Here is a 15,990-nt window from a genome sequence, read left to right as displayed (position 1 = left end):
GTAGCCGCGGGTCAACGACCCGCCGGAGCGCCTCACCGCCACGGCCTAGAAGCCGCCGAATCCCGATGGTTGGCGCTGCTCGCCATTTTCACCGCCCGCAGGCGACTCGGCAAGCTCAGGGGCGCTGGCCGCCGGAGTTGCAGCCGCTGCTCCTGCAGAACCGCTCGCTCCGCCGACGGCTCCCCCCATTCCAGCTCCGCCTCCGGTGCAGTGGAACATCTGCGTCGCTGGAAACACGTGCTGCACAACGCGGGCAACTTCCTCGACTACCTCCGGCACATGCCGCACCAACACACGATTAGGAAGGACCTGCAGCACCAGATCTCCTCCTCCTTCTGCTTCGCGATCCCAATCAACCGATTTTTTAATGACTTCGCTCAACTGGTTGCGAGTTTCCTCGCACTTGGCCGTCGCTTCATCAGAGAAGGCAATCGACCGCAAGACCGGACGATTCGCCGCCGCGGCCTGCTGCTCGCTCGCTTCCGTATTCACTTCACTCTTCGCCTCGCGAATCTGTTGCAGCAGATCGCCGATTTGCTCGTGCACTCGTCGAGTTTGCGCGACGACGAGCATTCCCGGCGACAACGGTTGGATTTCGCCTTCGCCAGTACCGTTCTCCAGCCAGGACTCTCGCTCGACAGTCGAAATGATCGCGTTGATCAGCGAATCGAAGCCGTCGTCTTCATTCCACACGAGCGAGGAGGCTTCGCGAACTAAATCGCCCACGACATAGACGCGAACTTCCAACCGCTTCTCCGCCTCCTCTTGCGTGGTGATGAACAAAACCTCCTTATCAATGATGTAAGTCAGATCCTCGCCCGCGTTCTTGAGAATCAGGTCCAACGCAGAGCGCAAGGAGACGTTGTTGATTTCGATCGACACTTCGACTTCGGGACTCGCCGCCACGGCGTCGAGAGCGGCGGCATCGAAGATAATCGGGATGTCGTAGTCTTCCGCGATTACCATGAGGATCTGATTGAGCGGCGCCTCGACTTCCGAGAGGGGCGCCCTCAGCTTTTGATCCAGCGCCGCTTCAATTCGTTCCGCAGCCGCGTTGGCCGCGGCGTAAGACTTTGGCTTCGCGACAGTCGGGGCGCTTGCCGTCGTTTGTTCTTCCGCCGACAACGAAGCAGCCGTGAGCGCGCTTGCCGTCGCGCAAACAGCCGACAAAAGAACACGCCGTCCCCACCACATCTGGCCCATGAGATGCCTCCTCGCCTGGCCCCGCGGGGCAGGTCGTTTGAGAGAAGTTGCCGGCGAGGGGCGGTTCCGGACGCCCGCTCGCAGATGGGCGGCAGTTTAGATCGGCTAGCTAGCGGATGTCAAAAATTTCTCGGATCTGGCTCATTTTGCAGTCTTCTTTGCGCCTCTGCGCCTTTGCGTGAGACATTCTTAATTCAGATCTCACGCAAAGGCGCAGAGGCGCGAAGGAAATACGTGGAGAGGAAGGTGGGAAAACAGGGGCCGTTGAAACGCACAGAGGACGCAAAAAACTCGTGAGAGCCTTTTGCGTCCTCTGCGACTTATTGCGGCAATAGTTCTATGACTTCTACTTCGCGGCGGCTTCCTTCTCAGTTGCCGGCTTTTCCGCGGGCGGGCCGAGGAGCTTTTCGAGTTCTTCGCCGAGCACCGGGCCGCGGGCGTTCATGTTGACGACCTTGCCGTCTTTGCCCACGAGGATCGCGGTCGGGATGCCCGTGATGCCGTAGTAGGTTACGAGCGGGTTCTGCCACTCACGCTCGTCTTCCTTCTTCGGGAAGATCGAGGCCCACGGCAGCTTGTTCTCGTCGACGTACTTCTTCGCGGCTTCGGGGGTCGCATCGAGCGAGATGCCGAGGACGTCGAAACCCTTGTCGTGGTATGCCTCGTACATTTCGAGAACGTTCGGAATCTCGGCACGGCACGGGCCGCACCAAGTCGCCCAGAAGTCGACGAGGACGACCTTGCCGCGATACGAAGCCCAATCGACTTCCTTGCCGTCGAGGAGCGTGCCGGTGATCTCCATCGGATTGCCGAGGAGCGTCAGCCGCCGCAGCACGCCGGGGAGGTTCGCCTCGGTCAGCTTTTCTTGCACCTTCTTGTCTTGGCTCTTTTCCAAGATCGGAATTACCTGCTCCAGCATCTTGGCGACCGCGTCGTCCGCCGAGCCATCGAGCCGCATGCTGGTGACTTGGACGATCGAAACGTCGATCGGCTTGGGGCCCGCCTTGACTTTGTCGACGATCAGATCAAGGAAGGCTTGTTGCTGCTTTGCATCGAGCTCCGGCCACTGGCTGGTGGTGTACATAATCGTGTTTTGCCAGCCGAGGCCGATGATATCGTCACGCTTGTCCTCGCGGGCGGCTGCCAGCGTCTCTTCGAACTTCTTGAGCGCATCGGGTTGCTCCATTTGGATGAGAGCTTGTAGCGCCTCAAACTTGTAGGCGTAGGCTTGCGCGGCCTGATCGTCGCTCGGCTCGGCCGCGAGCAACCGATTCGCGGCTTCTACCAAGGCGTTCAGCGCCTTGATGCTGAACTCCATCTTTTCTTCGTCGGTCTCGCCTTGCGGTTCCGTTTGAGCGAGCTTCTTCATGAACTCTTCGAGCTTCTTCACGTCGCCTTCAGGCACCGTGAAGAGATCGGCCTCGGCGGTCGCCTGAGCGTGGACCGGCGCGGCGTGCTGCAGAGTCGCTCCCGCTGCCAGTGCCAGCGCCAAGAACCAGAGGACGCGAAAAGAACCAAGGAGAGAGCGTGTCATGCAGAGGTCTCGCTTATCGGAGCGCTGAGGTAGGTGGCCGGGTAGATGCTGCCGCCGCGGCCTAAGTAGGCTTGCGAAGCTGTCATTTTGGCGATCTGGGGCGTGAAGGCAAGCGAGTGGCAAAATAGGGGATTTTCCGGCGCCGCCGCGCAGTTGTGCGCGTTGCGGACGGGAATCGTCGTCAATCGCGAGAAACAAACGCTGTAACACTCGGCCGGGCCTCGCGCCTCCCAATGCAGCGAGGCCGATTGCCTGCCTCGGAACCTCACACAGTTTCAAGCAAAGGCCTCTCCCATGTTTTCCAAACTCCTTCGCCGCCGTCCGAACAAACCCACGTCGTCCGCTCCGTCGCGGTTCCGCATGGAAATGCTGGAGAATCGCCAAATGATGGCCGGCGACGTCGCCGCCTCGGTCGTGAACGGCAACCTCTACATCAACGAAGCCCTTGGCTCGACGGGGCTCGACAACGGCGTGCGGATCTACCAGGTATCGCCCGGCATCGTGCGAGTGCAGGGGGCCGAAGCCAACAACAACGACGGCTCATTGAGCCGCATCAACGGGCAGCTGTACCAAGACTTCGCGATCAGCGGCGACTTGAACGTCAACCTCGGCGCCGGCAACGATCGGCTGCACCTCGGCTTCGACGGCGGATCGAGCGCTCCGAGCTTTAACAACGTCAACATCAACATGGCCGCCCCCGATTTGGTGATCGCCCAGAAGGCTCAGGTCGCCAAGGGCGGCATCGGCGGAGTCGGCGGCGCGTTCGACCCTCCGGACGCCGATCAATTTTTTGGCTGGGGCTTCAACGCCCGCGGCGCCGTCAACGTGAACACCGGCGTCGGCAACGACTGGGTCTTCATCAGCAATTCGTTCCTCGGCGACGGACTCGGCGACGACAATCTGACGATCAACACCGGCGCCGGCGCCGATACCGCCTCGATCAAAGGCACGACGCTGCTCGGCAACCTGCGAATTCAAACCTACGCGAACGTCAACGAGAACGACGCCGACATGGTGTGGATGGACAGCGCGCTCGACAGTTCGTTCAACACGCGTCCGACCTACGTCACTGGCGACGTGAGCATCTACACCGGCGGCGGCGCCGATAATCTGTGGCTCGGCGATTCGACCGACCCGTACTTCACGGGAATCGGCTTCATGACGAACAGTAACTTCCAAGCCTACCTCGGCGCCGGCGACGACGTCGTCGATATCTCCGCCGCAAAGTTCGGCAACGGCCCGACGCACTGGAGCAACTTGCTGCTCTACACAGGCGCCGGCGCCGATGACGTGACGGTCGACTTCGATTCGAGCTTGATCGACGTCGGCGATCCGATGCCGGAGATCAACGGCTCGCTCATCATCCAAACGTACGATTCGCTGGCCGAGACCGACGCCGACAAGGTGACGATTCCGATCGGCCAGGTTGGTTTCGCGACATACATCTGGCTGGGCGGCGGCGACGATCAGTTCAGCCTGACCGCCGGCAACTGGGGCGGCTACGTGATCGTCGACGCAGGCGCCGGCAACGACACCGGCTTCGCCGCGGGCTTCCTGTACGAAACGGCCGAGATCCGCATGGGCGAAGGTAACGACAACATGACGATCGCCCACCTGCGGGCGAAGAAGCTCACCCTCGACGGCGGCGCTGGCGTCGACAGCTTACGTCGGCTCTCGCCCTCGGCGGTCGATCAGCTGTTCCAAACCGGTTGGGAATACATCAACGGCCGGCCGCAGTGGGTGCTCGACAACGTGTACAGCGTTCAATCAGCCACGCTGGCCAAGCATTGAGCTTGAATGGCAGTCTAATGTGTTCATCGGCCCGTCAGATCGTCGATCCGACGGGCCGATTTTTTTGACCGATACTAAGCGACGGAAGGGGTCGAGCTGTCGTGGCAGGTTGTACCGAGGGCGCTTGAGAAATTGGCGAGCGGGCCCGATAAGGCGAAGACGGGGCGGGTGATGGTGGCGCTGTTTCAGATGAATAAGCTCGATCTGGCAACGCTAGAGGCGGCGGGGCGAGGCTAAATCATGCCGCACATCGTCGTCGGCGACGATTCTAAAGACCGCGTCACTTGGGAGCATAAGGGACGAGATCAACGCAGTACAACGATCCGTCGACGAGCACAAACACGCGCTCGGGCCGTCCATGCATCGGGATCGCCTGCTCAATCGGGTAATTCTTCCCTTCCACGGCTTCCCCCCACCGCACGACCTTGCCTTCCATGTCGTAGACGCGCATAAGCAACGAGTCTTGCCGGCGGCAATAGATGCGACCCTCTGCGTCGTACATGACAATCTCGTCCTTCCGGTCGAGAGCGACGGTTCGTTTCGTGTCTTCGAGGCTGGGAAACTCGTGAACTTCGAGGTTGTACTTCTGGACGTAACAGATATCACGTTCAGGGATTGGATGGATCGAACCTTGAATGGGACCGCTGGAGTCGTCGGGCGCTACGAGCGTCGCCTTGTGCGACATTTCGCTGTCAGTAACGGAGAAGAGATGCCAGAAACGATAGCGACAGGTGAACCATTTGCCTTGTTCGACGAACTTCAGCTCGCGAATGGGGCGATCCATATAGGGCATGTCGTCCGCCGCCGCAGGCTCCAAGGCATCTAACTGTATCGGCGTGAGACGCGTAACGAGTTCGCCGCTGCGAACGTCGTATGCCTCTAAAGCTTTCGACCCGGGCCCCATGTTGGTGACGACGATAAGATTGGAACCTTGATCCGTCGCGATGAGACCGCGAGGAAGTTCCAAAACGGCTTCTCCATCGAGCGTTTCGTAATTCAGCAGGACGTAAGAATTAGGCGCGCCATGTTCCACCAGCAGTCCGGACGCCGTCGGGTAGAGCGTAAAACGACCTCCCGACGGAGGAGAGCCGAGTTGAACGCGACGAATCTCCTCTAAGGTCGTCGTATTGAACGCGCTGAGAACGCCGTCTCGCGAAACGAGATAGAGCCAATCTCCGTGCTCCGACAGCGAAATCGACGAACCAGGGAGAGCGGCAACCGTCAGCAGCGGCGGCGGACCCCAAGAATTCTCAGATTTCCGCACTGCAAATCTCCGCGGCTCGTCGGGGCTTTCGCCGCGCAGGGCAGTGGGGCGCCTCGCGATTTTTTTGGTCGACGCACCGGCGGGTAGCTTCACGAGCACCGTGGGCTCGTGGCCCGAATCCATGAGAACGTAGTCGGCAGTGGGCACGCCGAGCATCGTCGCTTCCGCCAGTGTTCCGGCTTTCGACAGCTGACGCAGCTCGGACGGCTTGCCGTATTCCGACAAGATCACGAGGTCGTAATCGACCCACTGCAAGTCGTTCGCGTTGATTCCTTCCATCACGTTGGAATTGGCCACTCGACGATTCGCAGGTCCGGCGAATGCGAATGCCGTGCTGCGGGTGGCGATCAAATGGTGCTCCACATCGCGACCATCGCCCGCAGTATCGATAATCGAGTATCCGCCCTCATGCAGAGAATCGCCGACGTTCACGGCGAGATGTCGCCCGTCGTGCGATAGGCGAAGCAACTGATGTTCGAATGGAACGTTGCTCATCATGTCCGCCGACGGCTCCAACTCGCGAGTTGGGCCGAACGTTCCTGCTGAGACGTCCGTCTCAAAAACGCCGTTTCGCGACGCCGTGTAATAAAGCTTCGCCCCGTCCGGCGACATCATCACATCGTCAAAGCCAGTGATTTGGGGAACATAGGCATCAGTTTCATTCGCCCGCCCTTGCGATTGATCAAGAACCTCGCCGGTGCGCAGATCCACTAACTTTGCGGGCTCATCGACTTCGCTGACGCAAACCACCGGCGAGTTAGGAGCTCCGGCTAATTTGCTCGACGGGCCAATGAATTGCCGCACGACCTGCAGGTTGTCCGGATCGGCGACGACAAGCAGCCGAAAGCTGCGCGTCTCGGGAGGGCGGCCCGTGCGCGGGTCGATTCGGATCATCCGCTGGCCATTGGGGGTCGGCATTTCCCAGTTGTCGGCGTTCACCGCACGCATCGCCACCACGACCCCCTCGGAGGTTAGCGCCACGCCTTTGATCGGCGCGTTCGCACTCGAGAGATCCAACCGATGCGTCGCCTGCCAGGTGGTCGCATCGATGCGCAGCACTCCATCTTCATCGGCGACATACAGCGTCTTACCGTCGGAACTCCAGGCGCACAGATGAAGACGGGGAAGCTGGAAATCGAGTCGCTGCACGTCCAACCCCTCGATTTTCTCGACCGACCCCAGCAGCAGATTCCGGTTGATCGGCGCCGCAGAGTAGGAGCTCTTCATCAGCGGCAGATGATCCGCATCCCAGGCGTCGAAGCGAGGAGAGTTGTCGCGGGCGGGCGGCGCGGGCGAATTGTTCGCTTGTCGTCCGCGATTGCCGCCGGGAGCGGGCTTTGCTTCTTGCGGCGCCCACGAGTTCCTCAAGCTGCGGCTGACGTAGACCTCTTGCAAGTAAGCCAGCACGATGGACAGCAAAACGGCGGAAACAATCGCGGCGATCTTCTTCGACGACATGCCTGACGGTGCATGGGGAGGATGCGGCTGATCTGAAAGAGGAGGTCGCGTTGGGTGAGCCATCGACTCCGCACCGTTCGAGAAGAGCGTTTTTCAACTGTTTCACAAGGAAGACCCAGCGCCACGAGGCACGCCTGGGAGCGAAAATGAAGCTAGCCAAGACAGTATATCAGCCCATCCGAAAAGGGGGGAATGCGGCGGCGTTTTTGGCGATGAACGTTTGAGGTACGGAGCGTGGCCCGCGATTTGCTTTGACTCTTTTCCGTCTCGACCAAGATGGACTGAACTCGCTCACTCCCGCGGGAGAAATCGCCATGACTGCCGCCGCCGATGACAAACTTCGGGAACTGCTCGACGACTTCGACGCCGCCATGTTGGTCACGCGGCGGCCCGATGGGGCGTTGCGGTCGCGGCCGATGGCTGTGGCAGGACTCGACGCCGACGGAACGCTCTGGTTTCTCACGCAGGACGATTCGGGAAAGATCGACGAGATCAACACCGATCATCACGTGAACGTCGCGATGCAATCGTCGCTGAAGTTCGTCTCGATCAGCGGCAAGGCGGCGCTCGTGAAGGATAGCCGCAAGGTCGAAGAGCTATGGAACGAGGCGTGGAAGGTGTGGTTCCCCGGCGGGAAGAACGATCCGCATCTCGTGCTATTGAAAGTGCAGGGCGAGACGGGCGAGTACTGGGACAACAGCGGAGCGAGCGGGATCAAGTACCTCATCGAGGCGGGGAAGGCGTACCTCAGCGGCACGCGGCCTGATGTGGAAGGGGATACGAAGATTCATGCGAAGGTGGCGCTGTGATCGGCTAACGTCGATAACCTCGTGGCGCACACTTCGCGAAGTCATCCTCCGCTGAGGAGCGACTGACCATGCCCTGAAGAGGGAAACAAAAAACCCCCGGCCTGGAGGGCCGGGGGCTAGTGAGCGGTTCGGATTGAGAACGCGTTATCGCAACGTGATGAACGACTACAGCGCTTCGACGACCAAATCGCCGACTTCGCTCGTCGTGTAGCCCATCTTCCCCGCGTTCTGGCTCTTCATCTTCGTCGCGGTCACCTTCATGATCGCGTCCATCACGCGCTTTGCGGCCTTCGGGTGGCCTTGCTGGTCGAGCAGCATGCTCACGGCGTTGATGGCGGCGATCGGGTTGATCTTGCCCGTGCCGGTGTACTTCGGCGCGCTGCCGCCCATCGGCTCGAACATGCTCACGCCCCCCTTGTCGGGGTTGATGTTGCCGCCGGCGGCGACGCCCATGCCGCCTTGGATGATGCCGCTGAGGTCGGTGATGATGTCGCCGAACATGTTCGTCGTGACGATCACGTCGTAGTACTCAGGGTTCTTGACAATCCACATACAGCAGGCATCGACGTGGTTGTAGTCCTTCTCGATGTCCGGATACTCGGCGCCGACTTCCTGGAACGTGCGCCACCAGAGGTCGTGACTGAGGATCACGTTGGTCTTCGCGACCAGCGTGAGCTTCTTCCCCTTCGGGTTGTTACGCTTCTTGCAAAGCTCGAAGGCGTAGCGGATCGCCCGCTCGCAACCCTTGCGGGTGTAGAGAGCGGTTTGGGTCGCGACTTCGCTCGGCGTGCCCTTGTGCATGAAGCCCTGGACGCCGCAGTAGAGATCTTCGGTGTTCTCGCGAACGACGACGAAGTCGATGTCCTCGGGAGTCTTGCCCTTGATGGGGCACTCGACGCCGGGGAACAACTTCACCGGGCGGAGGTTGATGTACTGGTCGAGACCGAAGCGAAGGTCGAGCAGCAGCTTGCGCTCGAGGATGCCTGGCTTCACGTCGGGGTGGCCGACGGCGCCGAGGAGGATGCAGTCGAACTTGCGGAGCTGGTCGAGAGCGTCGGCGGGGAGGGCTTCGCCGGTCTTCAGGTAGCGGTCGCCGCCCCAGTCAAGGTCGGTGAGCTTCAGGTCTTTGTCGAAGCCTTCGAGCTTGGCGACTGCCTTGAGGACTTTGACGCCCTCGGCCGCTACTTCAGGTCCGGTGCCGTCGCCGCCGATGACTGCGATGTTCATTGCTACTTTCCGTTGAATGGTTGTCGTGTGAGTTGGAAGGCGAAGAAATTATTTCTCGCAAAGGCGCTAAGGCGCAGAGGACGAACGCAGAGAATGCGTTGCGTTCGTGCTCGCTCGGACGTTCGGGAGAGGATTAACCACGAAACACACGAAAAGGACGAAAGGGTGGATAAAAATTGAGAAATAAAAAAACCGAGAGCGGCATTCACTGCTCGCCGCCGCCGCGCTGGCATCTATCTCTAACTTCTTATTTCGTTCCTTTCGTGTGTTTCGTGGTTAAACGCATTTCCCTATTCTTCTTTGCGTCTTTGCGTCTTTGCGTCTTTGCGTCTTTGCGTCTTTGCGTCTTTGCGAGAGACTTTACCGCCCACCGGCGAGGGCAAGCGAATCCTTGATTTTAGCGGCTCGGCGGGGGGTGCGAAACGGGCCCCAAACGGCGGAAAAGTTTGACGTAAGTCCTTACTAGTCCCTAGAATCAGCGGCGACCTTCGGGGGCGAACCGCGGATGACGGGGCTCGCGGCGCCGGAGGCCTCTTCTCGATTGAGGGTTGCCCTCAAAGGTGGTCGCGATGGGCGTGGGTCCGACTCTGCTGGGCGGAATCGTGGGAGCGGCCGTGGGCGTGGGCCTGCACACGTTGCTGGAGACCGGCCTGCTCGGCAAACCGATCGAAGCGTCGTGGTTCGCGATCATCATCGGACTGCTAACCGGCGTCGGCGTCCGGCAAGCGAATCGGCAGCACATGGAGCGGAGCTACCTCCGCGGCGCCATCTCCGGCATCGTCGCGCTTGCGGCGATCTATGGCAGCACGGTGGTGATCGCCGAAATCATGAAGAAGCGGGATGTCTCGATCGCGGCGAAGCCTGCTACAACGGCCGTCGACGAGGCGACTGGTGACGAAGCGGCGGACGGCGCGGCCGCCACTGCTCAAGAACCGGTGGAGACGCCCCAAGAAACGGCGAACCCTGCGCTTGGCGGCATGGGGACGATGCAAACGCGCGCCTCTGATCTCAATCCGTGGCAGTTCGTGTGGATAGCAATCGGAGCGCTCGTGGCGTATGAACTTGGCCGCGGGGCGGGAGCGCCGAAGACTGCCGAACCGATCGACGCCACGCCGCCGGAAGGACTCGGTCGCGCGACCGACCCCAGCGAATAAGTAGCCGCGGCTCAACGAGCCGCCGGAGCGGAGATCGCAACGCTGCAAGCCGATCAAGTGCGCGCACCGATCAACAAAGACAAAGGCGGAACCACTAAGGGTGATTCCGCCTTTGTTCGTTTGGTGCGAGTCGCTTGAGCGCCGCTCCGGCCGGTCGTTGACCGGCGGCTACTTGGGGAAATCCCTCTTCACCTCTTGGCGGCCGATTTCGCGGACGTTCGTGGGCTTCACGTCAGTGAGCGAATCGCCCAGGTCGTTGCGGGCCTGATCCATGTAGCCACGCATCCGCTTGGCGATATTCGGGTGGTTATCGAGGACTGATTTGGTCTCGGCGATGTCGCGCGATAGGTCGTACAGCGCAGGCGGCATGGGCGAGTCGCCCATTTCCGTGTCGCGCCACAGGCCGTAGTAAATGTTCTCGTTCTTAAGGACGTTCTTCGCACGAAACTTCCACTTGCCGCTGCGGACGCCGTGGAGTTCGTTGCCGAAGTAGTAAAAGTACGCTTCCCACGGCGACTTGGCGTCTTTCTCGCCGTACAGCAGCGGCGTAATGTCGTGGCCGTCGATGATGCGATCTTGCGGCGTCTCGCCGCCGGCAAGCGCGGCGAAGGTCGGCAGCAGGTCCATTTGCGAGGCGAGCTTCTTGCACTCGGAGCCGGCCGGCACCTTGCCGGGGAACCAGGCGATCGTCGGGACGTTGAGTCCCCCTTCGTAGGTCCCGCCTTTACCGCCGCGGAGAGGAGTGTTGAGTCCGCCTTCTTCGCCACGCATTAACCAGCCGCCGTTGTCGGAGCTGAAGATCACGAGCGTGTTGTCGTCGATGCCGAGTTCTTTGAGCGTCTCGAAGACTTGGCCGACGCTCCAATCGACTTCGCTCACCGCGTCGCCGTACAGGCCGCGCTTGCTCTTGCCGCGGAACTCGGGCGAGGCCGCCAGCGGGATGTGCGGCATCGCGTGGGCGAGGTAGAGGAAGAACGGTCCGTCCTTGTGGCGTTTGATGAAGTCGACCGCTTCGGTAGTGTAGCGCTTTGTTTGGAGGTCGCGTTCGATCGGCTCTTCAAGTAGGTCGTCGTTGCGGTAGTAACGATATGGCTTCATGTCGTTGCTGAAGTAGACGCCGAAGAACTCGTCGAAGCCATGCTTCACCGGGCTGAATGCCGGCGGATCGCCGAGATGCCACTTGCCGACGAGGCCGGTCGTGTAGCCGACCTTTTTCAGTACTTCAGGGATGAGGACTTCGTCAGCGCTGATGCCGAACGGCGAGTTCGGCCAGAGCACGCGACTTGGCGAAACAGTCCCATCGGCGCGAGGCGCGATCACGTCGCCCATGCCAACGCGCACCGGGTAGCAGCCGGTCATGAAGGCAGCCCGCGACGCGGTGCAGGTGGGCGCGGCGGTGTGGAAGTTGGTGAGCCGCATCCCTTGCTCGGCCATGCGGTCGAGATTCGGCGTGTCCATGTCGACGGCGCCGAAGCAGGTAAGATCGGCGTAGCCCATATCGTCGGCAAGGATGACGATGACGTTGGGCTGCTCGGCCGCATGCAGGACGGGGAGCGCCGGCAGGCAGGCTAGCAGGGCGTAAAGGGCTTGGTGAATCTTCATGAGTAGTTCCGCCTGGTGGACTGACTATGCAAATACGAAATACAAATTCGAATACGATTTCAACACTGAGGACACAGAGAGCACGGAGAAAATACAACACTCTTCTCTGTGGCCTCTGTGCTCTCTGTGTTAAACGTCTTTTCTACTATTTCTCCGAGACGGCCGGCTCCGAGCGAAGAACGAAGCGTTTGTCAAAGCGATTCGCCCACGGCTTCAGCGAGTTGGCCGGCTGGTTCTGATCGTTCATGCTGCGGAGTTGCTCCTTCACCTCGCGATTGGCCGCGGCGAGCGCCGGCACGGCCGAGGTGCCGGCGACGTGCAAGTCGAGCACCGTCGCCGCTTCCGCTTGATCCCATGGGCTACCGCCGGCGCGGTAGATCTCGATGAGCGTGGCCAGCGCTGCATCGCGGTCGGCGTCGGAAAGCGATTCTTGATTGAGCGTGCGCTCGGCGGCGAGAATGCGAATCGAATCGTCGACTGGTCCGTCTGCCCCATCGGCCCCATTGGCTTCCTTCACCAGATCGAGCGGCAAGCCGGTCTCGCGAATGCTGTTCACCATTCGCTGGTACCGCTCGGCGCCGTCGGCGTCGCGAAAGAACTTGTAGCGGTTCGCTCCCTCCGGCACGATCCGCGAGAGCATCCCCTCGGGGACGACGCCGAGGTCGCGCACGTCGAGCATCCAGGCGTCGAGCACGGCCGACAGCTTGGCGAGTCTCTCAGCCTGCGCCGGATCGGCTGCGAGATTGTTTAGCTCATACGGATCAACGTCGGTGTCGTAGAGCTCTTCCACCGGCTTGTGCTCGCGCATGAACAGGGCCTGCGTTTCGTTCAACTCGCCCGCGGCGGCGAGGCGGCGCCACTCGCGCATGATGTCGCTGTTGTCGCCGTAGCCTTGATGCTGCGAGTAGGGACGATCGGGCCGGTAGTTGCGGATGTACTTGTAGCGGCCGTCGCGGACCGCGCGGATCATGTCGTACGATTCGTCCATCCGATCGCGAACGCCGTAGACGTACTCGCGCGGCGCCGGCAAGTTCGGGCCGAGGAACGGCTGGCCTTGCATGTACGCGGGGATCTTCACGCCGGCCAGATTCAGCACCGTGGGGCCGAGGTCGACGAGACTCACGAGTTGATCGCGAACCTCTCCCGGCGTGCACGGTACGAGATGCCGCCATTTTTCGGGGACGTACACAATCAGCGGGACGCGCATCCCCGTGTCGTAGAGCCAACGCTTGTGCCGCGGGATGCCGGCGCCATGATCGCTCCAGAAGAAGACGATCGTGTCGTCGGCGAGGCCCGCTTCCTTAATCGCGGCGAGATGCTCGGCCACCCACAGATCGAGCGACGATACGACGTTGTAGTAACGGGCCCAATGCTCGCGAACCTTCGGCGTGTCGGGATAGTAAGGAGGCAGCGTCAGCTTCGCGGGATCGTGGCGATCGGCCGCCGCGAGTTTCGACGTCACTTGCGAATACTTCGGCTCGTCGCCGCGGATGCTGCTTTCGTGAGTGCCGACGAAATTGAACACCGCGAAGAAGGGCGTTGAGTCGGTCTGGCGGTTTTTCCAGCTGGCGTCAAAACTCGATTCGTCCCACGAGCCGGCGGGCGTCTTGAAGTTGTAATCCTGCTTCTCGTTGTTCGTGCAGTAGTAGCCCGCCTCGCGGAGGTACGTGGGGAAGGGGCGAATCTTCTGCGGAAGTTTCACTTTGCTCCGCATGTGATGCGTGCCGAGCGCGGCGGAATAGACGCCGGTGATGATCGAGCTGCGGCACGTCGCGCAGACGGGCGAGGGGACGAAGGCGTTGTCAAAACGGATCCCCTCGGCGGCAAGTTTGTCGATGTTCGGCGTGCGAGCCTCTTTGTCGCCGTAGCAGCCGAGGTGGGGGCTCATGTCCTCAGTGCTGAGCCAGAGGATGTTGGGGCGGTCCGCGGCGTGGGCGTTTGTTGCGAAACCAAGGACGCAGCAAGCAGCGACGAAAAGTGATAGGAACGCGGCGGATACCCCACGCGCAAACACTTCTGGTTCCCTCCCCTTGAGGGGGAGGGTTAGGGAGGGGTGAGTGCAGCGGGTACCAGCGTTCGCCCCCCTCCCCAGCCCTCCCCTCAAGGGGGAGGGGGCCAGACAATTCATTTCGAGGCTGGCGACGGTTACTTGCTGCTGACTCATTGCTTGTTGTTCCTTAGCTATGCATCCGCGGTAGTTCTTCGCCCTCGGCGATGATCGCCGCTTCCAGTGCCGCAAGTTCATCGAGCCGCTGCATCACTTCTTTCTCCGGCGCGAAGTGCATCGCCAGCCGCGTGTACGTGGCGTGATGACGGGCTTCCGATTCGAATAGGCTGCGATAAAACGTGGCGAGCTCTTCGTCCTCAACATAGTTCGCGAGCGCTTGGAACCGTTCGCAACTGCGGGCTTCGATCAACCCGGCGACGAGCAGGCGATCGACGGCCCGCTGCGGTTCTTGCTTGCTGCAAAGATCGTTCAGCTTGCGGCCATACTGGCTCGGCTTGAGCCGACGGAACTTCACGCCGCGGCGTTCGAGCAGATCGATCACTAGATGAAAGTGTTCGAGCTCTTCGTTGACGATCTCAGTCATTTCCTGACAGAGCTCGCGATCTTCCACGTAATGAAAGATGAGGTTGAGCGCGGTGCCGGCCGCCTTCTTCTCGCAGTGGGCGTGATCAATGAGGACATCGTTCAGATTCTCGTCGACCTGACGGAACCAGCGAGCGTCGGTTTTTGCTTGCAGGTGAAGCATGAATAATGCTGAAGGTTGAATGCGGAAGGGGGAGGGTTTCAAACAAGCGAGCCGGGGCGTCCTCGCCCCCGGCGCGATCCCACTATCATCCCTGCTCGCGTCCCGCGCTTCAACCGACTCCGTCGACATCGCCTCGAATAATGATGCGTTGATATCGTCGCGCAATGACGCGAAACAAAATCCGCGGGGCTAACCTTTTGATTCGCCACAACCAGCGGGCGCGGCGGCCCGTGATCGCGTATAGTCGGCCGTGAGCCGACGCGGCGAGGGCCGCCCGCGCGACGCTGGCGGCGTCGATCTTCGCGGTGCGCGTGAGATACTCGGCCTGGGCCCGATGCCGCCGCAGCGTGAACGTGCCGCGCTCCAAGAGCCTCGTGCGGAAAAATCCCGGCGCAACTACGGTGACATGGACGCCATGCGGGCGGAGTTCCGCGTACATCGCTTCGGTGAGCGCGACGACGGCCGCTTTCGACGAAGCGTAGGCGCCCATCGCTGGGGCGGGGAGGTACGCGGTGATCGAGGCGATGTTGATGATGGCGGGGGAGTTACGAGTCGCGAGTCGCGAGTTGCGAGTAGAAGCACCTGTCGATGCTGTGGCCGACGCTTTCAGCCACGGCGTCATCACGTGACAGCCAGCCAGCAGGCCGAGGTAATTCACTTCAATCACTCGCCGCCATTCGGCCAGGTCGCCGTCGCCGACTTCGGCCGACATGCAGACGCCGGCGTTGTTGACGAGCAGATCGAGTCGCGGGCAATCTCGCTGCAGTCGCTCGCGGAGCGCTGTCCATCCGGCGGCGTCGGTGACATCCATCGCAACCGCTTCGCCTGCAGCGCCAAGTTGCCGCACCTCGGCGATCGTCTGCTCGGCATCGGCAAGTTCGACGTCGACGGCTACGAGATGCCAGCCGCCAGCTCGGGCCAGCTGGCGGCAGAATTCGCGGCCGAGTCCGCTGCCGGCGCCGGTGACGATCGCAAGACGGGGAGGGGAGGGGGGCATGGGTGAACTGACACCGCGACCTAAAAGGTCTGAGGCTCCCTCCCCCTTGAGGGGAGGGCTGGGGAGGGGGTGGGCGCCTGGTACACGCTGCATTCCCCCCTCCCTAACCCTCCCCTCCAGGGGGAGGGGACCAGAGGAACTACTGCAGCCGATGCCAGCACGCTCAATCCTCCGATGATAGCACGATTGCCGTCGCGG

General features: G+C 61.2%; 11 protein-coding genes. 3 read left to right on the top strand and 8 right to left on the bottom strand.

Annotated elements, in window-relative coordinates:
• Nucleotides 1–45 precede the first annotated feature (45 nt).
• A complete protein-coding gene (locus PLANPX_RS02220; protein WP_152097147.1) occupies nt 46–1,203 on the bottom strand; it encodes an STN domain-containing protein in 1,158 nt (385 codons plus the stop codon).
• A 346-nt stretch (nt 1,204–1,549) separates the two neighbouring features.
• Nucleotides 1,550–2,737: a TlpA family protein disulfide reductase gene (locus tag PLANPX_RS02215; RefSeq protein WP_152097146.1), complete on the bottom strand. Its 1,188-nt coding sequence runs from the start codon at nt 2,735–2,737 to the stop codon at nt 1,550–1,552.
• Nucleotides 2,738–3,031: 294 nt separating this feature from the next.
• Between PLANPX_RS02215 and PLANPX_RS02210 the strand changes: the two genes are divergently transcribed.
• Nucleotides 3,032–4,528, top strand: a complete 1,497-nt coding sequence (locus tag PLANPX_RS02210; protein WP_152097145.1) for a hypothetical protein — start codon at nt 3,032–3,034, stop codon at nt 4,526–4,528.
• Between the two features lie 280 nt (nt 4,529–4,808).
• Here PLANPX_RS02210 and PLANPX_RS02205 read toward each other — a convergent pair whose 3' ends face one another.
• Entirely contained in the window at nt 4,809–7,250 is a 2,442-nt protein-coding gene (locus PLANPX_RS02205; protein WP_152097144.1) for a hypothetical protein, read from the bottom strand.
• A 314-nt stretch (nt 7,251–7,564) separates the two neighbouring features.
• Between PLANPX_RS02205 and PLANPX_RS02200 the strand changes: the two genes are divergently transcribed.
• Nucleotides 7,565–8,059 carry a pyridoxamine 5'-phosphate oxidase family protein gene (locus PLANPX_RS02200; RefSeq protein WP_152097143.1) on the top strand — a complete coding sequence of 165 codons (495 nt, stop codon included), beginning with the start codon at nt 7,565–7,567 and terminating at the stop codon, nt 8,057–8,059.
• A gap of 165 nt (nt 8,060–8,224) precedes the next feature.
• Here PLANPX_RS02200 and PLANPX_RS02195 read toward each other — a convergent pair whose 3' ends face one another.
• The gene (locus tag PLANPX_RS02195; protein WP_152097142.1) at nt 8,225–9,286 is read right to left on the bottom strand and encodes a 3-isopropylmalate dehydrogenase; all 1,062 of its coding nucleotides are present in this window, start codon (nt 9,284–9,286) and stop codon (nt 8,225–8,227) included.
• A gap of 569 nt (nt 9,287–9,855) precedes the next feature.
• Between PLANPX_RS02195 and PLANPX_RS02190 the strand changes: the two genes are divergently transcribed.
• Nucleotides 9,856–10,440, top strand: a complete 585-nt coding sequence (locus PLANPX_RS02190) for a hypothetical protein (RefSeq protein ID WP_152097141.1) — start codon at nt 9,856–9,858, stop codon at nt 10,438–10,440.
• A 168-nt stretch (nt 10,441–10,608) separates the two neighbouring features.
• On the opposite strand, the gene PLANPX_RS02185 is transcribed toward PLANPX_RS02190, so the two are convergent.
• From PLANPX_RS02185 to PLANPX_RS02170, 4 genes are all read right to left on the bottom strand, one after another.
• Complete coding sequence (locus tag PLANPX_RS02185) at nt 10,609–12,042, bottom strand: sulfatase (protein ID WP_152097140.1); 1,434 nt, start codon at nt 12,040–12,042, stop codon at nt 10,609–10,611.
• Nucleotides 12,043–12,187: 145 nt separating this feature from the next.
• Entirely contained in the window at nt 12,188–14,170 is a 1,983-nt protein-coding gene (locus PLANPX_RS02180) for a sulfatase (protein WP_261344433.1), read from the bottom strand.
• 49 nt (nt 14,171–14,219) lie between these two features.
• Nucleotides 14,220–14,795 carry a tRNA-(ms[2]io[6]A)-hydroxylase gene (locus PLANPX_RS02175; RefSeq protein ID WP_152097138.1) on the bottom strand — a complete coding sequence of 192 codons (576 nt, stop codon included), beginning with the start codon at nt 14,793–14,795 and terminating at the stop codon, nt 14,220–14,222.
• Nucleotides 14,796–14,904: 109 nt separating this feature from the next.
• Nucleotides 14,905–15,792: an SDR family NAD(P)-dependent oxidoreductase gene (locus PLANPX_RS02170; protein WP_172991811.1), complete on the bottom strand. Its 888-nt coding sequence runs from the start codon at nt 15,790–15,792 to the stop codon at nt 14,905–14,907.
• Between the last annotated feature and the right edge of the window lie 198 nt (nt 15,793–15,990).

The sequence above is a fragment of the Lacipirellula parvula genome, assembly GCF_009177095.1.
In the GTDB taxonomy this organism is placed as follows: Bacteria; Planctomycetota; Planctomycetia; order Pirellulales; family Lacipirellulaceae; genus Lacipirellula; species Lacipirellula parvula.
This window is presented reverse-complemented; position numbering and strand designations above follow the sequence as displayed.